Below are 18,289 nucleotides of genomic sequence, written 5' to 3' on the forward strand. Positions count from 1 at the left end.
TCACACTTCTCGTCTCCGCTTGGCAGCCGCTCTGGCGGCTGGCACGATTCTGGCCGGCTGTAGTTCGGACAATGCCGATTGGTCGAATCTCTTCCGCATCGCCGTCAATTCGTGGAAGACCCGAGACGCGGCGGTGTCGCTGGACCGGGCCGCGGCTATTCCCTATGCAACCTTGGGAATTCGAATCGATGGGGGACCGGAACAGATCCTTGTGCTGGCGACAGACGTGGCAGGCGAGCGTCTTTGGGCATCGTCGGCAAAAGTGGCGATCTTGACCAAAAGCGGACGGATCGTGAGCACATCGGGATTTGGCACAGATCTCACCGCCTACCACCCGTCCGCGCCGGACGCCAACAACGCTTTGTCGCCAGGCAATCACGTCTGGACGGGGGATTTTGCGGACATCGGCCAGTACTCCGTCCAGATCCAATGCATTGTGTCGCCCGGGGTGCCCGATCCGATCTCAATCCTAGGGGCGGAATTTCAGACGCTGCGCATCGACGAAAGCTGTCAGAGCGACCATCTGAAGTGGCGATTCACGAACAGCTATTGGCTGACGCCCAACACCAATCGTATCTGGAAGGCTATCCAGCACATCCATCCGAAAGGACCAGAAATCCAGATCGAATTGCTTCGCCCGCCAGATAGTCCGCAATAGGCGGCGAAGCACGTCTTCGGCGTCGGTCCTTGTCGTCCATTCGCGGCCGGACGCTCCCCCCGGGGGCCGGTTCAGGCGCGATGGACAATGACCAGCGATAGCTCGTCTCGATTCCCGGCCTGAGTGATATGGACAATGTTCAACTTGACCTGAGCCCCATCTTTCATCCAGTTGGAAGTAGAGCCTGACCTTCATTTGAGCCTTGCTGGCTCGGTGATGCAACGGGACGGGGCGCGGAGCCCCAGAAGCGCAGCGACCCGTCCCGTTGCATCGCGGGATCGCTGAGTTTGGCGTAGATCGCTGGCGGCACATTGCCGATGGCACTGTGCGGCCTGACGGTGTTGTAGTCCTCCATCCACTCGGCCAGTGCCACGCGAGCGCCAGCGAGCGATGCGAAGAGTGTCTCGTTGAGCAGTTCATCGCGCAGACGGCCGTTGAAGCTCTCGATGAAGGCGTTCTGGGTCGGCTTGCCGGGCGCGATGTAATGCCACGCGACCTGCGCCTCTTGCGACCAGCTCAAGATCGCCATGCTGGTGAACTCCGTGCCGTTGTCGCTGACGATCGACAATGGCTTGTCGCGCCGTGCGGCGATGGCATCGAGTTCGCGCCCAACACGCATGCCCGAGAGCGAGGTATCGGCCACCAGCGCCAGGCACTCTCGTGTGAAGTCGTCCACCACCACGAGGATGCGGAACCGGCGGCTGTCGCTGAGCTGGTCGCTCAGGAAGTCCAGCGACCAGCGCTGGTTCGGCCCCTGCGGGATCGCCATCGGAGCCCTTGTTCCCAGCGCTCTTTTGCGACCGCCACGCCGGCGAACCTGGAGTCGTTCGTCGCGATAGAGGCGTCTCAGCTTCTTGTGGTTCACATGTGTCCCCTCGCGGCGGATCAGGATCAGCAGCCGCCGGTAGCCGAACCGGCGGCGGATGGCGGCAAGCTCGCGCAGCCGGGCGCGCAGGACCGCATCGTCGGGCCGGATGCTGCGATACCGCATCGAGGCCCGATCCGCTGCTATCACCTGGCACGCCCGGCGCTGGCTCACCTCATAGGATTGGCAGAGATGGGCCGCAGCTTGCCGCTTCACGACGGGCGTCACCATTTTTTTGAATTGAGATCCTTCAACATGGCGACGTCGAGCATCGTCTCGGCCAGCAACTTCTTCAGCTTGCGGTTCTCGTCTTCGAGAGCCTTCAGCTTCCGGGCGTCCGACACGTCCATCCCGCCGAACTTCGCCTTCCACTTGAAGAAGGTCGCGCTGCTGACGCCGTGCTTGCGGCACAGGTCGGCCGTCTTCATCCCCGCCTCGTGCTCGCGCAGAATCCCAATGATCTGCTCTTCCGTGAACCTCGAATGCTTCATCGTCCGTCTCCCTCCAGAGGCCGGACTCTACTCAAATTTGGAGGAAGTTCAGGGGCTCAGGTCAGAACCCGCCAGCTTGTCAGTGGTTATTTCCCTGCGGCACCTGTGAGGTGCTCACGAGCGCAAGCGCGACGCGGCAACATCCCCAATGTCAAAGCCTGATGGAACGAGTCTTTCCCTGGACGATAACTATCCGCCGATCGGCTACAATTCATCCTTCGGACGATCCCGGCACCCGCAGGCCCATTCTGTTCGATTGCATCACCGCTTCGAATGCCGCTCGCAGAAGCGCGCCGCGCTCCGCCCAATCAAACAGCATCTCGCATCGCGTGAAAGCCGCATCGGTCATGGATTCCAGCGCGGCATCGTCCCCAATGCGATCCACGACCAATCGCACCAGAGCCGCCATATCGTGCGCCGCCAGGTAATGGCGCCCCGCCTGGAGGCCCGTGCCGCCCATCGCGCTCTCCAGTCCGACGACGACCACCCGGCCGAAGATATAATCCAGCAGTTTGAGCTTGAAGCCGCCGCCCGCCCGTTCGGGGACGATTCCCATCCGGGCCGTTGCCAGCTCCGTCATCACATCGTTCACCGGACCGACAATCTCCGCCCAGGCGAACCTCCTTTCCAATTGCGCTCGATAGGCTTCATCCATATGGCCTACGATGCGTAATCGGATTCCGGCTGCCGGAAAAACGGGTGTCGCGGCATCCAGCAACGCTTCGACGTTCATGCGCTTGGCCACCCACTGATAGGAACCCACGACGATCGCCGTGCGCGGAATCCGGCTCCATGACCGCCTTGCTTGGCGCGGCCCTTCATAGCCGGGAGAAACCAACAGATGCGGCTTGCCGCAAAAGTCTGGCTGGAACTGCAGCCAGTCGTCTTCGGTTATGGTGGTCAAAAGATCGACGGCCGCAAGCGACTTTCTCTCAAGCTGCGCGGTCTTCCACGCATCGAAGCGCTGCACCATCTTCATTGCAAGTCCGGCGGTCTGCTCGGCGACACGGCGCCGGGTCGTAGTCTCATGGTTGTGCGAGAGATAGACTAGGAACGGCCTGTGCGCCCTGCCCTTCAGCGCGTTGCGCACCAGTCGGAAGGCACCAAGAGAGCCCAAGGCGTCAAAAACGATTCCATCCCAGGTCTGCGCCAGCGCACGCCGGATCGCCTCGCGGCGTTGCGGCGTGTCGAAGACCGAGGCGATATTGGGCAGCGGCGAGAACAGGGATCGCAAGCGCCCCCTGTAGTCGGAACCGACGATTTGCCATGTCACATTGGGCTGGTCCAGTGCCGCGACGTTGTCGTTCGGGCCGGGGTGGCAAAGTACGTGGATTTCGATGCCCTGGCGCGCGCACGCTTCGATCAGGTGGCGGGAATAGAGCAAATCCCCGGCGATAGAGGGATAGGGAAGCGTTTTGGTCAGCCAGAGAAGGCGCATGGCAGGTTTTAGGTATGCCAAGCTTGGCGAAATCTCATCAACACGAAGAGACAACCCGGCAACGCGATCAGCACCGTAATGGCCAGATATCCCCAAGCAATGCCCACAGCTCCAAAATAGTAGCCGAGCACAAGCGTACTCAACGCGGTGAGAAAACCGATGATGAGCGAGATCGCCAAGAGCGGTTCTCGCTTATGTGCACGCAGATAAAATGCAATCGGCATCATTATCTGAATGACGACCGATGCCAGAAGAAAAATCGCGAGCGGGGTCAAAGGCAGCAGCCGACGCGCGAATGGGACTTGATAGAGATGCAAGAGATAAACACCGCCGAGCAAGACCGCGCCACCAAACAGGAGCAACACGCCCGAACTCGCGCTCAGCCGAATCGCCAAACGATCCAACTCTGCCCAGTTGCGTTGCGCGACAAGCATTCCAAATAAGGGGACTTTGGTTTGTACGACAGTTCCCGTAATGCCGCTTAGAGATTGTATTATGCTCCACGTCATTCCCATCTGAGCCGCCGCCATAGGCCCCTGAAATTTGAATAGGACCGGCGTAAAAAGGGAAAAAGAAAGATAGCCGCTTATCCAACTCAGCATTATTCTCCATTGCATCGGCCATAATTCGGTGAGCCATCCCGATTTCGAATAGTCGCGCCTGAACAAAGAAACGAAGAAGACCTGGTGTCTCAGTAGCACCATTAGCCCCATACTTAAGACGCCGGCCCAAAGACTTATGGCGGAAGACCACAATCCTCCGCCAAAGTAAATTGCGATACATAGCGCCAAACCGGTACTAATACCACGAATAAATCGAATCTGATAACTGGAGATAACTTGGTTCGTGCCATCGAGCACACAGAAGAACGGGAGCAAACAAAGGTCAGCAACCACGGCGAGGCAAAGCGCCGTCCATTGCCAAATCCAGCCTATATGGATATTTGAATGGTGGAAAATAATATATCCCGCGACCTCGGCTCCTAAAAAAAATAGAAGTGATGCAGTCCCGAACCATCGAATGGCGAAGTGCATTAACCCGGCTAGTCTGTCGGCCGCGAGATCGTTGCCTTCTACGCTTCCATCGCCTCCCAAGCGCAGATGAATCCATTCGTGGCTGACATATTGAATTAGCACTTGGCCTAACCCAAGCTCGGCAAATACCTGCAGCGCAATCAGGCTCATGAACGTGTAGTGGAACCCCTGTACATCCAGGGAAAAGAAGCGGGCAATCAGGAGCAACGACACCGCGCTTTGCGCTATGTTCCAGACACGGCCGAGGCCGCCATAGAAAGACGCCCGATCCAGCCCCGCGATATGAACCCCCCACTTAACAAATATCACGGCTGATCTAGTTACATTGCTCGCAAACATTGGCACCGACGGATTTTGGAAAAGCTCATATTGGAGCATAGTGCCCATTGTCACTCGCGCATAGGGCGCTTCCGCCGCCTGTCGCCCGATCGGGACGTCGACGATCACAGCGAAATCGAAAATTGCAGCTTGCTTGCTGAGGCCCACCTATTGGAGAATGAACACCTAAAACAAATCCAATGCTCGTTTAAAAGACCTTGGCGGACAAGGCTCATTGATCCTAGATCGCAGTTCAATCAGGTGTTGTTCTAATGGCTTCGTCACGATCGCTTGCAAGCGCGTTGAAGCGCGCTACCAGAAGGCTACTGGGACCGACTTTGACGGTCTATGCTCGCAAAATGCGACGCAGCATAGTGGGAAATCCTGGCCCGGAATTGCTTCTCGATATAGATGATGTCAATGCGCTATCCGCGATGGAGACTGCAAAATCCCTTTCGCTGGCGGTGCTTTATACCTACGGCGCCGACGTTGAAGGCGATATAGCGGAATTTGGTACGATGTCCGGCTCTACTGCCCAAGCGCTAGCGACAGCCATGCTCGCTGCAGAGCGCTGGGTCGGACCGTCGTTCAAGCGGCTTCATCTTTTCGACAGTTTCGAGGGATTTCCCGAAATCAATGCGCAGGTCGACATGTCCTCCCCGCACGTTCAAAAAGGCGTCTGGGCGCGCGGAACATGCAAATTTTTAAGCTTCGAAGAGCTGAAGCGCGTTGTTGAACGCGTCCTTCCTGCAAGGCGCGTCGAGATGCATGAAGGTTGGTTCGCTGACACCGTCAATGTCTTGCCGAACAACACGAGATTCAGCCTGATTCATTTTGACGGCGATCTATATCAATCGATGATAGATGCGCTTGATCCGTGCTTCGCGAAAGGTTTCGTCAGCGAGGGTGCGATGATTTGTTTTGATGACTGGAATTGCAACCGTGCGAGCAACAAGTATGGCGAACGGCGTGCCTGGGAAGAACTTGTTTCAAAATACAAAATACAGTTTTCCATGAGTGGGGATTATTCCTGGGGATGTACGAAAGTCATCGTGCACGCATATTCTAGCGCAATCGGCTCAAGCAGTTGAGCGTAGAGTCTGGTCTGTTGCGATTACGATGATTTCCGCCAGATGCCGTAGTAGTTTTCACCCATGCGCCATTTGGTGAAACCCAACATTTTCGACAGCAGCTTGCTGGATCCGGTAAACAGCAGTTTCTGAGGGAAAATCGGCAGGCGCTTGAAATAAGGCGGGTCCCATAGGAAGTCCGTTCCTTCGAGATGCGGCCTGAAACCGGCGTCGCGACACATCGTCTGCCATTCTCCGATAGGGCGAAGACCGATATGTGTGGGATCGCGAAGCGCGGTCCAGGTATGGATGGTGCAGCCGTTTGAGATGTCCTTCTCCTTCAGGCGACTACCCAGCGAGCGGGTGTTCGGCGTGGAGAAAAAGAGCACCCCGCCGGGACGCAATACGCGAGAGGCTTCAGCAAAAAACCGCTTCGGATCGGGAAGGTGCTCGACTACATCAAGCGAAATCAGCAGATCGGCCGATGCAGCCGGTATCTGCAATTCCTGTGCGTCGAGAATCTTCATTTCCACGTTGGGAAAGGCCTTGGTCTTTTCCTTGCCGACGCCGACCGCGTATTCGGAAATATCCCCTGAAACGATGCGCGTATTTCGCGGGTAGCTATTCAACAGGGCATATGTGAAAAGCCCCACGCCGCAGCCCACCTCGACTATGTCATGGGCCAAAGGAGCGGCCCCACGCAACCGTCGAATGAACGTCGTGTAGTGGCCCCGCCGCTTACGGTAAGCGCTTCGCCAGTTCGAATCCGTGCTTGCGCTATCCGAGTAATATTCGGCGGTAAAGGCAGTTGATTGACTCATATCACCAGATCGCGCCTTAGGGATGGTCCGCATCCGCTCCCGCTCAAAGCGCATGGAGAATCGCACTATTGGCGTTTCTCCGCAACCAGCGGAACGCCCCCTCACCCTGCGATTCTATCCGCCTTCGCGGCGACACGCGCCGGGCCAAATCCGAGCAACGTATCCTGCATGCGGCGCAATTCCGCGCGGAACCAACTGAGGAAAAGACGCGCCGCGCCAATCCCGTCCAACAACGTGAACAACTTACCGCGAGCAAGCAGCGGGCGGAGCGCGCGAAAATTGCGGCTTAGTATCCGGCTAGCCCGCAAGCGAGGGCGAATGTCGGCGAACTCGTCGTCCATCAAAGCATCGACGAGCGCCAGATAGTCCTGAAAAACCTTACGCCTGTCCCGCCCTTGGCGCTGTCCCCATGTATCCGGTGAAAGTAATGCCAGGGCCAGCGGCCGGGGCACATAGCAGGCGCCATAGCGAAGCGCCACGGACCACATGGGGAGTGAATCACACACACCCCCCAAGAGAGGCCGCATAAGCCCCTGCTCCACGAACGCCGCGCGCCGCCATATGGTGCAATGTCCGGGCAGGAAGCGAAGAAGAAGGGCACGAAACAGCGCTACAAGTTCGTCAGGCGAGAAGTAGCGCGATGACGGGGCAAGGCCATACCGCTCCTCTCTGGCATGCCCGGCAATCTCCCAAATAGGATCGCAAAACGCCAGACCGCATTCGGGGTGCGCAGATATGATCTCCATCATGGCGGCGAAAAAACCCGGCTGGATTTCGTCGTCCGCGGCAGCGCAGTAGACGAAGTCCCCTGTCGCGGCGCGCAGGCCGATATTGATGGTCTCGATAACGCCCATGTTCTGCTGATTGCGAATAAAGCGCGCATTAGAGTGGCTTTCGCAGTAGCGCTGCATCAGCTCGGCCGTATTGTCGGGAGACGCGTCATCAATGAGGATCACTTCGTCTGGCTGGACGTCTTGACGCGAAAAAGCAGCGAGCTGCCGTCCCAAGAGGTGGCCCTGTTTGTAACATATGATGAAGGCCGATAGTGTTGGCATGCGAAGTTCCGCTCAGACTGGGGGGCGCGTCAAATAATTGGAGAGAAACTGGTCGATGATGCGAGCGCCGAGGGCAAGAAAAATCGCTCGTTCCCCAATCGATCTGCCAACTTCCGCGCAACGGCAGGTGCCAGGGGGACAAACACCAGCGCATCGCCGGGCAATTCATCGGGAGAAAGGATTGGCACGCCCATGTGCAAGCGCCCGATTCGTGCGGGATCCTCATCCACAAAGAAGGGCACCTTCAGGTCTCGCGCTTCCAGCTCTCCGGCAAGCCAAGTCGCAGCATTGGAGGTGCCAAAAAGGCCTATTTGACGCGTGCGGGCGAGAGACTGTGCCTCGTCAATGACAGCGTGAAGCAATGCGATCGCTCCGCGCGCGGCATCGCCGTCTTCGGGACTTCCCTTCACTACTGGGCTTCGGTTTCCGCCACTACGGGCCAATGCTGAAATCTCTTTGGCGATCCACGTCCCTGTCAGCTGTTCTATTTCGCAGCCGGATGCCGTTAACGTCCGTCCCAACGCGCCGGGCGAAAAATGTGTCACATGATCAGCAATGAGAAGATCGAACGGATTCTGGCGAAAATCTGGCACTTCGATCAACAGATGACCGCCACTGTTCAGACGAGAAGCCAAGTCCGGCAGGAACGCACACGGATTTATGAAATGCTCCAGCGAATGAAGCATGGTGATGAGATCGAAGCTTCCCGGTACGCTGGCGATGCCGCCAACATAAAGCGCTTCCACCCCGGGAATGCTTTCAACGCGCGCCCGGTGAACATCGGACAATTCGTTTCCTGCCAAGCGCCACCCCGGCAGCAACTGCGCGAATGAGTGCAGCAATCCTCCGTTGCCACATCCAACGTCCAACATACGTCCTTCACTTGCAACACAAAGGTGTCTCATAGCCCGGCGCAGCAGATCAAGCGAGCGCGGCTCCGCAGCCTCACCGAATACCATCTGTTCGTTGCCGCTGGACTGGTGGTAGATTTGGTAAGTGCGGTAGATTTCCGTAATCTCTTCACGGAACTTGTCGTCGGCGGGCTTCTGTACGATCCCACAGCAGCTGCAAACCGCCAACGCGCCCCCGGACGGCCAAGGCCTGCTGTCCGACGTGACGCGTTTCAAGTCGGAAAATCCCTCGAGCGGATCAAGGCTGCTACCGCACAGATGACAAGGCGGTATCATACAAGGAATACCTCTGCCAAAGTGTCCTCCGGCGCAATCGCCCGCCATCCCAACCAGACCGTGGCTTCCGTGGTGTCCAACGTCGTATGCTGCGGCCTTGCTTCCAGTGCAATCTCGGTCGGCGCGCTCACCGGCCGAACCAGGGCTAGATCGGCCCCAACCCCGCAACAAATAAAACTGGCGGCCTGAGCATAGCTGATATCGCGATCGGCAGACAATTGAACCAGACCTGGCCGCGGGGCGCGTATAAGAGCCAACAAAGCCGCTGTAACGCGCGGCAACGGGATCGGCGCCATGTACATGTCGCAGAACGCGTTGATGGGTTGTCCAAGAGCCAGATTGTCCCGCCACTGACGAAACATCACCGAGGTCTGCGAAAGGACCTTGGTCAGGCGCAGCACCGTTCCCCCGAGCGCGAGAATGCCGCGCTCCATCTCTGCCTTTTGGCGGCCATATGAGGTTTTGGGCGATACCACGTCGGAGGTTCCGCAACACGCTTTGTCACCCCCAAACACGAGGTTTGTGGAAAGGGCGATCGGATGAATCCCAAAGTTCCTGAGGCGCTGCGCCAGCGCAAGTGTGCCAGTAACGTTCACTGCCAGGGCGCGCTCCGGCGCCCTTTCGCAGGCGGATAGCGAGGCGACTGCAGCGCAGATCACAGCGGTACGAGTGGCCTGTAGATGAAAACGCGCCACGCTGGCGGCATCCGCCAGGTCCAGTCCACCGTTCCGACGGCTGGTGCCTTCAACGGAAAGACATCGCGCGCTCGCCGCGTCCAGCAACGCCGAACCGATAACGCTATTCTCGCCGACAACCAGCAGGTCCTTCATCTCAGGTTTTTTTTGTGCAGCAAATGGCAAGGAGATAATGTGCCATCTTGGCGTATCCCGTGTGGACTATTTCGTCGTTCATGGAGAACAGGAAGACGTTCTCGAAATGCTTCTCCATCACCAACTTAAAATCCGCTCCCGTCTTGCAATTGATGTGACCTTCCTTGCTGGGGGGGGACGCATAAACTTGAGATTCCAGCGACGGCATGCCAACGATCAAAATGCCATTGGGCGTAAGTGATGCCTTGATATTGTCGATAAATATGTCTTCTTGCGCCTTCGGAATGTGCTCAAGAACGTCCAAGGAATAAGCCGCATCGAAGCTGCCGGGCATTGGTCCGGCGAGCATGTCATGCGTCTTTGCGGAAATCGGCCACCGCTCGACGGCGCGACTTTCAATGTCTTGAATGAAAAGCGGATCATAGTCGGTGATGGTCAGCGCGGCGACCTCCTGACGCACGACGCGCGCGCAAAATCCATCACCACAGCCGACCTCCAGAACATTCCTGCGCCCGCTGAGCATCTTGGACACGAATTTATATCGTGCCAGAGTGAATACCAGCCGACGAGGATCGTCGTGCCACACTTGGTTGTTCATGAGGCCTAACCTGGCCACTCCGACACTCTCTGCCAGATCGACTGTGACTTGATTCACGGGATCTTTCGTTTTGGACGTCATGCTGGCCTCATTCGAAATAGATAAAAGAATAGTCGCCCGTATAGCCGGTTTGCTGGAAAAGCCACTCCCACTCGGCCGGGGTATGGAAGGCGCGACAGGTGAGCTGCCAGTACATCAGGTTCACCTTCTCGCGCTCGTTGCGATACCCCTCCACGATGAGATATTTGTTCTTGGCGACACGCTCCATCTCCTGCAGCGCCGACCACAGGTCGGGCAGATAGAGATTGTGCAGCGTGTTGACCGAGATGACGAGGTCGAATTCCTTGTCTCCGAAAGGCAGCTTTGCGGCATTGGCGACCGACAGCCTGTCCTTCACTTCTTCCTTGGCGTGCGCGATGGCATATTCGGAAATGTCGATGCCGCGCACCTCGACTCCCGGCACTGCCTGGGCGAAGTCGTACAGGATGAAACCCTTGCCGCAGCCGACATCCAGCACCTTCATTCCCGGCTTGATGCCGTAATGCGCGACCAGATCGTCGGCCATTACGCGCCAACGACCGTCATACTTGTAGCCGCCATAGCCGGTATCGCGGCCGCCGTCCCAATAGTCATAGTCGAACTTGACCGCCAGTTCCGCCACTTCGGCTTTGTCGCGCTGGTTCACCCGGGCGAGATAGTCGCGCTTGGTGGATTTGTGAATCTTGGAGATGAAATCGACGTTGGCCATGGTTCTTTCTGCCTTCAGGGTTTGTGCTGATATTCCAATGGCTGCCGGCTGATGGCACCCCAGTTTTTTTCGATCCAGTCGACCACTTCGGAAATACCGTCCTCGATGGATATCACAGGCTTCCAGCCCAGTTCGGTCCGGGCCTTGGTCGAATCGATGACATAGGCTGCGTCCTGCCCGGGCCTTTCGGGGCCGATCTCGGTCGCCGAGGCAAAATCCTTGCCCATCCGCTCGCAGATCAGCCGCACGACATCTTTTACTGCAATGCCAGCGTCGGGCGACAGATGATAGCGCTCGCCCACCCGTCCTTTTTCCAGCATGGCCAGTTCGCCGGTCGAGACGTCGCGCACGTGGATGTAGGATTTGACGGCGACGCCGCCGCCGTCGAGCCTGATCGTCTTACCCAGTTTCAGATAGATCACGGTGCGGCAGATGATCTTGAACAGCTGCTGGCGGGCGCCATAGACGTTGGTGGCGCGCACGTTCATGGCGGGAAAGCCGAAGGTCTTCTGGTAAACGGAATTGATCATGTCGGCGGCCGCCTTCGACGCAGCATAGGGCGTGGAAGGGTTGTCGGGCGTGGTTTCCACCACCGTGCCGACACAGTTTCCATAAGCTTCCGGCGACGAGACATGCAAATAGCGCTTGAGATAATCCTGCTTGCGCATGTGGTTGACGAATTTCGCCAACCCCACCGTGTTGGTCTCGAACCAGTGCTCGGGATGTATCCAGCTTGGCCCGACTTCGCTTTGGGCCGCGAAATTGACGATGTATTCCGGCTTCTCGGCGTCCAGGAACACCAGCATCGGCTCGATGTCCTTGTTGGTATCGAACCGTTTGAACCGGAACCGCGACAAATCCTTGCGGCTCTTATAGCGCAGCAGGAAGTCTGGCTTCTCTTCGGAGCGGCTGATGCCGATCACCTCGCGTGAGGAATCGTCGAGCAGCAGGTCGACGAAGTCCTGCCCCGAAAAGGCGTTGCTGCCGATGACGACGTATTTTGCCATTGTTCTTCTCCGCTATGCTTGCGCCGGCAGCGATGCGTCGACGGCAAGTCGGGCGAATGCCTGACGCGCCTTGGCCAACTGGCCCCGCTTGCGCGCCAGGGCCTGGCTGGTGTCGCCGGCGAAGCTGCGGCGCATTTCGCCTACGGGCAGAAAGTCGTTCAGCATGATCGTTATCCATTTGACCGAATAGACCGGCAGTAGGATTTCGAACCGCGCCAGCATATGGCCGTCTTCCGGAAACAGGGAAGCGACGCGCCGCGCAAAGGTGCCGAACAGGACGCGGGGCACCGGCGCCTGCACCTGATTGAAAAAATCGCCGACAAGCTTGGCCGGATCGTCCCAGCCGGCATATTCGAAATCGATGAAACGCAAGCGTCCGGCGGCCTCGCGCAAGGCGTTGTGAAAACCGAAGTCGGACGGCGAAATGCAGAGCGCCCCGGCCGCGATCTCCTCCTGGGGCGCTAGTCCGAGCCGCGCGGTCGTCGCCAGCACGTCTGCCTCCAAAGCGTGCCAGAAGGGCAGCACCTGGCCACGCACAAAGTCTCCTGCTTCGCGATCCACCGGCGTGGCGCCGGAAAGTCCGTCCAGCCGATCAAGCCGGCGGCGCACGGTCGTGAGGTGTGCAACGGTGGAGAAACAGGCTTCGGATGCCGGCGGCAGGCCCTTTCCGGCGGCCCGCAACGCCGGCGTGTTGATGGACGCAAAAAAATCGCAAGCCACATCGATGGCCGAGGCATCCACTTCTTCCGGCAGCAGTTTGTTGCCGGCTACGAACTCGTAAAGTGCGAGCCGCGCCGTCCGGTCGATCGCGAGCGGTCTGGGCACGTTTTCCACGCCGTGCTGCCACAGCAGCGTGGAAAAAGAATATTCGGCGTTCAACCTGTCGCGCTGGTCCTGGGGATGATGGAAATAGACCTTGAGCGCCGCCAAGCGGCCGCCGCTTTCAGCGCGATAAACCTGGTTATTGCCGCCGCCGTCGATGCGCACGAAGTGCACTGGAGAAGGAAAGCCCGCCTTCTCCAGAAGCGCTTCTGCGGCCGGCCGTATCGCGTCGGGAATCATCGTCCGACCGCTTCGGCCGATGCAGGAAAATGCCGTGCCGCGATCTCCGCCCAGGAACGCATGCGCGTGAATTGCGTCACGTGGGCATTCTCGCCCTTGGGATCGAACAGAAGGCGCTCGACATTTCCCGGAAAAGCAGGCTCACCAAGGAATTCCGGCAGATCATCGATGAAGACCGTGCGCCCGAGCGCGCCGATGCGCGCCATCTTGTCTTCCTTCGTCATTTCGAAGAACACATGGGACTCGTCCAGCCCGATCTGGGCCGGATCGAAGAAGCCCTGCGCCTCCAGCCAGCGGCGCGCCGACAGGTGCAAATCGTGCTTTTCGCCCAGGAAGGGATGGCGCGTCTTGTGGCTCACGATGGCGATGGAGATGCCTTGCGCGACGGCGTGCCGGAAGAACTCCCGCACGCCCGGATAAGGTTGCGCCGCATCCATGCGCGCACCATAGACATGTCCCTGCAAGGCGGTCCATTCGTCCTCGCGGCCGACCTTGCGCAGGTAGTTGCGCACGCTGTCCTTGCTGGATTCGATATGGGGCGGAATCAGGCCGTTTTCGACCGCGATACGGTGAAAGACGCCGTCATAGGAAACGATCGTGTTGTCGAAATCAACGCCGATCCGCACTCGCCCAGCCCTTCTAGTTCGCGTGCATGTCGATCAGAGGCCGTCCCACGCGGCCGGCCTCAAGGTCGTCGAGCGCGGCATTGATGTCGGCAAGCCGGTACGGCTTGGACAGCAGCGGCGTTACATCGAGCTTTCCCGCCATCAGCAGGCGCGCATAGCGCGGATAATCACGCTCCGGCACGCTGTCGCCACCCCAAGTGCCCATGATGCTCTTGCCGTCGTTGAACAGGCGCGGATCGATATTGACGGTGGTTCCGGCATGCGCGTTACCGCAAACCACGGCGCGGCCGCCCTGTTTGCGGACCGACTGCATCGCCTGAAGCATGACCGCCGGAACACCGGTGGCTTCCACGGCGAAATCCACGCCGCCCGCCGCAATCTCGTTGATCGCCTTGACGGGATCGCCGTCGGCGGCGTTGACCACATGGGTGGCGCCCAGCTTGCGCGCCAGATCCAGCTTGTCCTTGTTGAGATCGACCGCGATCACAGGAACGCAGCCCGAAACCACCGCGCCCAGGATGGCGGACAGGCCGATGCCGCCCGAGCCGAAAATCGCGACGGACTGGCCGGGACGCGCCTGGCAGACATTCAGCACGGCGCCCATGCCGGTCGGGAGCGCACAACCCATCATGATGGCGGCTCGCATATCCATGCCCTCCGGCAAGGGCGTCAGGCGGTTTTCGCTGGCCACCATCTGGCGTCCGAACGTCACGACGCCGCCGGAATTCACCTTCCTGCCTTCCCAGCTATAGACGGTGCCGCCGGCTTCCAGCCCCGCGCCCTTCAGCCAGGACAGGATCACCTTGTCGCCCGCCTTGACGCGCGTGACGCCCGGACCGATCTCCAGCACCGTGCCGGAGCCTTCATGGCCTAGACAGTGCGGCACCCAGGGATCCGGGCCCTTATGGCCGCGGGCTTCCAGCACCTGCGTATGGCACGCGCCGGAAAAAGCGATGTCGACCAGAACCTGGCCCGGCTTCAGGACCGGGATTTCGATTTCGGCCAGAACAAGGGGTTTGCCGGTCTCAACCAGCAGGGCAGCCTCGGTTTTCACGCAGTCCTCTGGATCTTTTGGCGGGCCGCGGCGGCGGCGTGCACCTTTTCGAAAATGGCGTCGGTGGTGATGCCGTATTGCTCGCGCGCATAATCCTGTTCGCCTGCGGTTTTCAGGAACCAGTCGCCGGTGGCGAATGGAATATGGCGAGTGGTGGTGATCTGGTTGGCCGTCATCCACTGGGACACACGGGCCGCCACACCGCCCAGAATGCTGTGCTCTTCGACCGTGGCGATCACGGGAAACCGCGCCGCGCATTGCGCGAGCAGGTCCTCGTCCATCGGCTTGACCGTATGCAGACTGACGACGCGGGCGGGAAGGCCTGCCTGCGTTAGCCGCCTGCCGGCCTCTAGCGCCACCGGCAGCACCGTGCCGCTGGCGATGATGCACACCGCATCGCCCTCGGTCATCACGATGCCTTTGCCGATCTTGAAATCCTCCGGCACCGAAGAGTGGACCTTCGGCTCGCCCTTCTTGCCCAGCCGGATATAGACCGGTCCGTCATGGGCGACGGCCGCCCGCAATGCCGCGCGCGTCTCAAATGCATCGGCGGGCGCGAGCACCGTCATATTGGGGAGGGCGCCCAGGAAAGCGACATCCTCACAGGAGTGATGCGTCACGCCCAGCGAGGCATAGCCGAGACCCGATCCGACCCCGACGATCACGACGGGCAGATTATGATAGCAAACGTCGACGCGAATCTGTTCGAGGCAACGCGCCGTCGTGAAGGAAGTGATGGTGTAGGTGATCGGGCGCAAACCGGCCATCGCCATGCCCGCCGCCACGCCGATCATGTTCGCTTCGGCAACACCGACATTATGAAAGCGTTCCGGCGCGGCATCCTTGAACTTGTCGAACAAGCGATTTCCGATATCGCCGGAGAGCAGGACGATATTTGGGTTGCCCTGCGCAAGCGCGGTGACTTCCGAGGCAAACGCGTTTCTCACGACAGCCCCAATTCCCGATATGCCGCCTTTACCTCCTCGGCGGTCGGAATGCGATAGTGCCAGTTGTTGTCATCTTCCATGAAGGAGACGCCTTTGCCCTTTACGGTGTTCGCGATGATAGCCACCGGCTTGCCGCTGCCGTCCGGAAGCTGATCCATCAGCCGCACGAGCGTGGGCATGTCGTGGCCGTCGATGTCGTGCACTTCCCATCCAAAGGCGCGCCATTTGTCGGCCAAAGGCGCCAGCGCCAGGGTTTCGTTGCTTCGCCCCGTCGCCTGCCATTTGTTGTAGTCCACGATGGCGCAGAGATTGCCCAGCTTCTGAGCCGGCGCCATCATTGCCGCCTCCCACACCGAGCCTTCATTGCACTCGCCGTCGGACAACAACGCATAGACTCGATACGGTATTTTTCTGATGCGGCTGGCCATCGCAAGACCGACCGCGATGGGTAGACCATGGCCCAGCGAACCCGTTGCGGCTTCCACGCCGGGCACGGAACCCGGACCCGGATGCTCGGCCAGCGGCGATCCGTTGTGATTGTAGTTGTCGAGGATCTCGCGCGGGAAAAAGCCGCGGAAGCACAAGGCTGTGTAGAGCGCTGTCGCGGCATGTCCCTTGGAGAGAATGAAACGGTCGCGATCCGGCGCATCCGGGCGCCGCGGATCCAGCCTCAGAACCGCCCAGTAGGCCGCCGTAACGATGTCGGTGCACGACAACGAGGACCCCAGATGCGGTGTCTCAGCTTCGTGCGACATGGTGACGATCTGTCCCCGCACCGCGGCCGCGATTCGGCCCAGCTCGGAAACGTCTTTCGTCGCCTTCGAAACATCCATGAGACTGTCCTTGCCCGCAAACACTTACTTGAGACGGAGTTCCTGCATCCGCTTGATGTTGTAATACATTGGATTTTTCATGGGGTCATGCAGCCTGCCCGACTTGAACGCATCGACAAGACCACGAACCGCCTCCTCGATCGTATGGGCTGGTGCGAAATTCCAGGCTTTCTTTATTCGCTCGGACGACACGTGATAAGAGCGCGGGTCGTCGGTCGGAACATACTCCATCGTCACCTGCGGGCCGACCACGTCGCGCACCATGGTGGCGATACGCTCCACTGAATGGTTTTCGTAGCCGGCATTGACCACCACGCCGTCCACCATCTCGTCCGGCAGTTCGAGCGCCTTGAGATAGACCCGGCACATGTCGTCGATATGGATATTGGGCCGCAGCTGGTTGCCGCCCATTATCTTGATCTTGTTGTTGTGATAGGCGTGACTGGTCAGGATATTGACGATCACGTCCAGGCGTTGGCGCGGCGAGGGACCGCACACCGTCGCGGGCCGGATGATCGTGGTGACAAAGCCCGGCTCACGTTCTTCCGTCAAAATCTTTTCGCACGCGACCTTGAATCTGGAATAGTCGGTCAACGGCTCGCAGGACAGGTCTTCCGTGACTTCTACGCCTTCCTTCACGCCATAGACCGAGGATGAGGAAGCATAGATAAACCGCTTTACGCCAGCCTTCTTGGCCGCCTTCACGGTCGGACGGAAGCAATCGAGGTTTATCGACTTGCCCAGCTCCGGATCCAACTCGAAGGAAGGATCGTTGGAAATACAGGCGAGGTGAATGACGGCGTCGCAACCCTCGATCGCCTGCTCCACGGCCGGAATATCACGCATATCGCCCCGGACGAGCTTGAGGCCGGGATTGCTCCGAACCGCATCAAAAACGTCTTCACCATAAATGAAGAGGTCGAACACCGTTACGCGATAACCCTGCTGCAGCAGCTTAGGCACCAGAACCGCGCCGACATATCCGCCGCCGCCAATGACCAAGACCTGATTGAAACGATTCACGGGCTTCCTGCTCTCTTTCTAGGTTGCGGCTTGAAGTTGCGCGCCCGCAACGTCCTTACCCCAACCCATAGAGAGGTCAAGGATGGTGTGGATCAGCGCCAGATGACCGATTTCGACGAAACCATATTCGCCCGATTCGATGTAGAAATTGATATCGCCACGCCTGCGTAGCGGATTTGCAGGATCAAAGCCGCTGAAGGTCAGCACGCCGCAACCGTGCGCCCGTGCAGCCTCGACGCCGTTCAGGATATTGGCAGATCGGCCCGAACTCGAAATGGCAAGGAGGAGATCGCCCTTGCGTGCATGCATTTCGAGCGGCTTGGCGAAAACCTTGTCGAACCCGAGATCGTTACCCAGACAGGTAAGATAGGCGCCGTCATTGAACGCCAGTGCCCGCATGCCGCCGTTCTTCGTGAAATCGATCGCCATGTGGCTCGCGATGCCGGCCGAACCGCCATTGCCTATGAAGAAAATCGTGCCGCCGGCCGCGGTAGCGGTGCGCGCCATCTCGCCCGCCTTGAGCGCCGAATCGTCGAGATCAAGATCCTGACCGACCGCACCGGTGACCGCGGTCTCTTTGAGCAGGCGGTGGAGCTCATCCAGGTATTTTGGAGCGCGCTTCAT

The 18,289-nt window shown here is 59.1% G+C and carries 19 protein-coding genes; 2 read left to right on the plus strand and 17 right to left on the minus strand.

Annotated elements, in window-relative coordinates; genetic code table 11:
• Nucleotides 1-19 precede the first annotated feature (19 nt).
• A complete protein-coding gene (locus WDM86_15575) occupies nucleotides 20-658 on the plus strand; it encodes a YjbF family lipoprotein (GenBank protein MEI9991449.1) in 639 nt (212 codons plus the stop codon).
• A 163-nt stretch (nucleotides 659-821) separates the two neighbouring features.
• Here WDM86_15575 and WDM86_15580 read toward each other — a convergent pair.
• The 3 genes from WDM86_15580 to WDM86_15590 form a co-directional block, all read right to left on the minus strand.
• A protein-coding gene (locus WDM86_15580; protein MEI9991450.1) for an IS3 family transposase occupies nucleotides 822-2,014 on the minus strand; the annotation gives its coding sequence in 2 pieces (ribosomal slippage) (nucleotides 822-1,765 and nucleotides 1,765-2,014; 1,194 coding nt in all).
• 211 nt (nucleotides 2,015-2,225) lie between these two features.
• Entirely contained in the window at nucleotides 2,226-3,452 is a 1,227-nt protein-coding gene (locus WDM86_15585) for a glycosyltransferase (protein ID MEI9991451.1), read from the minus strand.
• Between the two features lie 8 nt (nucleotides 3,453-3,460).
• A complete protein-coding gene (locus tag WDM86_15590; protein MEI9991452.1) occupies nucleotides 3,461-4,972 on the minus strand; it encodes a hypothetical protein in 1,512 nt (503 codons plus the stop codon).
• Nucleotides 4,973-5,142: 170 nt separating this feature from the next.
• On the opposite strand from WDM86_15590, the gene WDM86_15595 reads away from it, so the two are divergent.
• On the plus strand, nucleotides 5,143-5,895 hold the full coding sequence (locus tag WDM86_15595; protein MEI9991453.1) for a TylF/MycF/NovP-related O-methyltransferase: 753 nt from the start codon (nucleotides 5,143-5,145) through the stop codon (nucleotides 5,893-5,895).
• A 23-nt stretch (nucleotides 5,896-5,918) separates the two neighbouring features.
• On the opposite strand, the gene WDM86_15600 is transcribed toward WDM86_15595, so the two are convergent.
• From WDM86_15600 to WDM86_15665, 14 genes are all read right to left on the minus strand, one after another.
• Complete coding sequence (locus WDM86_15600) at nucleotides 5,919-6,749, minus strand: methyltransferase domain-containing protein (protein MEI9991454.1); 831 nt, start codon at nucleotides 6,747-6,749, stop codon at nucleotides 5,919-5,921.
• A gap of 47 nt (nucleotides 6,750-6,796) precedes the next feature.
• Nucleotides 6,797-7,750 carry a glycosyltransferase family A protein gene (locus tag WDM86_15605; protein ID MEI9991455.1) on the minus strand — a complete coding sequence of 318 codons (954 nt, stop codon included), beginning with the start codon at nucleotides 7,748-7,750 and terminating at the stop codon, nucleotides 6,797-6,799.
• Nucleotides 7,751-7,779: 29 nt separating this feature from the next.
• Nucleotides 7,780-8,877 (minus strand): class I SAM-dependent methyltransferase, encoded by a 1,098-nt coding sequence (locus tag WDM86_15610; GenBank protein MEI9991456.1) that lies wholly within the window; start codon nucleotides 8,875-8,877, stop codon nucleotides 7,780-7,782.
• Between the two features lie 56 nt (nucleotides 8,878-8,933).
• Nucleotides 8,934-9,767 (minus strand): sugar nucleotide-binding protein, encoded by an 834-nt coding sequence (locus WDM86_15615; protein MEI9991457.1) that lies wholly within the window; start codon nucleotides 9,765-9,767, stop codon nucleotides 8,934-8,936.
• Between the two features lies 1 nt (nucleotide 9,768).
• Entirely contained in the window at nucleotides 9,769-10,299 is a 531-nt protein-coding gene (locus tag WDM86_15620; protein MEI9991458.1) for a class I SAM-dependent methyltransferase, read from the minus strand.
• A 154-nt stretch (nucleotides 10,300-10,453) separates the two neighbouring features.
• Nucleotides 10,454-11,113: a class I SAM-dependent methyltransferase gene (locus WDM86_15625; GenBank protein ID MEI9991459.1), complete on the minus strand. Its 660-nt coding sequence runs from the start codon at nucleotides 11,111-11,113 to the stop codon at nucleotides 10,454-10,456.
• A gap of 14 nt (nucleotides 11,114-11,127) precedes the next feature.
• Nucleotides 11,128-12,120, minus strand: coding sequence for a GDP-mannose 4,6-dehydratase (locus tag WDM86_15630; GenBank protein MEI9991460.1), 993 nt, complete (start codon nucleotides 12,118-12,120; stop codon nucleotides 11,128-11,130).
• Between the two features lie 12 nt (nucleotides 12,121-12,132).
• A complete protein-coding gene (locus WDM86_15635) occupies nucleotides 12,133-13,182 on the minus strand; it encodes a phosphotransferase (protein MEI9991461.1) in 1,050 nt (349 codons plus the stop codon).
• On the minus strand, nucleotides 13,179-13,808 hold the full coding sequence (locus WDM86_15640) for a hypothetical protein (GenBank protein ID MEI9991462.1): 630 nt from the start codon (nucleotides 13,806-13,808) through the stop codon (nucleotides 13,179-13,181). The genes WDM86_15635 and WDM86_15640 overlap by 4 nt, the downstream gene beginning before the upstream one ends.
• 13 nt (nucleotides 13,809-13,821) lie before the next feature.
• Nucleotides 13,822-14,862 carry a zinc-binding dehydrogenase gene (locus WDM86_15645; protein MEI9991463.1) on the minus strand — a complete coding sequence of 347 codons (1,041 nt, stop codon included), beginning with the start codon at nucleotides 14,860-14,862 and terminating at the stop codon, nucleotides 13,822-13,824.
• A complete protein-coding gene (locus tag WDM86_15650) occupies nucleotides 14,859-15,809 on the minus strand; it encodes a transketolase C-terminal domain-containing protein (protein MEI9991464.1) in 951 nt (316 codons plus the stop codon). Before WDM86_15650 ends, WDM86_15645 begins: the two co-directional genes overlap by 4 nt.
• Nucleotides 15,806-16,642 (minus strand): transketolase, encoded by an 837-nt coding sequence (locus WDM86_15655; protein ID MEI9991465.1) that lies wholly within the window; start codon nucleotides 16,640-16,642, stop codon nucleotides 15,806-15,808. Before WDM86_15655 ends, WDM86_15650 begins: the two co-directional genes overlap by 4 nt.
• A gap of 24 nt (nucleotides 16,643-16,666) precedes the next feature.
• Nucleotides 16,667-17,665, minus strand: a complete 999-nt coding sequence (locus tag WDM86_15660) for an SDR family oxidoreductase (protein MEI9991466.1) — start codon at nucleotides 17,663-17,665, stop codon at nucleotides 16,667-16,669.
• 18 nt (nucleotides 17,666-17,683) lie between these two features.
• Nucleotides 17,684-18,289 (minus strand): SIS domain-containing protein, encoded by a 606-nt coding sequence (locus WDM86_15665; protein ID MEI9991467.1) that lies wholly within the window; start codon nucleotides 18,287-18,289, stop codon nucleotides 17,684-17,686.

This window comes from Rhizomicrobium sp. (genome assembly GCA_037200045.1).
Lineage (GTDB): Bacteria > Pseudomonadota > Alphaproteobacteria > Micropepsales > Micropepsaceae > Rhizomicrobium.

Coding starts and splice junctions, on each gene's coding strand:
- WDM86_15585 (MEI9991451.1), bottom strand. CDS start 3,452: ATGCGCCTTCTCTGGCTGACCAAAACGCTTCCCTATCCCTCTATCGCC.
- WDM86_15600 (MEI9991454.1), bottom strand. CDS start 6,749: ATGCGCTTTGAGCGGGAGCGGATGCGGACCATCCCTAAGGCGCGATCT.
- WDM86_15605 (MEI9991455.1), bottom strand. CDS start 7,750: ATGCCAACACTATCGGCCTTCATCATATGTTACAAACAGGGCCACCTC.
- WDM86_15615 (MEI9991457.1), bottom strand. CDS start 9,767: ATGAAGGACCTGCTGGTTGTCGGCGAGAATAGCGTTATCGGTTCGGCG.
- WDM86_15625 (MEI9991459.1), bottom strand. CDS start 11,113: ATGGCCAACGTCGATTTCATCTCCAAGATTCACAAATCCACCAAGCGC.
- WDM86_15630 (MEI9991460.1), bottom strand. CDS start 12,120: ATGGCAAAATACGTCGTCATCGGCAGCAACGCCTTTTCGGGGCAGGAC.
- WDM86_15635 (MEI9991461.1), bottom strand. CDS start 13,182: ATGATTCCCGACGCGATACGGCCGGCCGCAGAAGCGCTTCTGGAGAAG.
- WDM86_15655 (MEI9991465.1), bottom strand. CDS start 16,642: ATGGATGTTTCGAAGGCGACGAAAGACGTTTCCGAGCTGGGCCGAATC.
- WDM86_15665 (MEI9991467.1), bottom strand. CDS start 18,289: ATGAAGCGCGCTCCAAAATACCTGGATGAGCTCCACCGCCTGCTCAAA.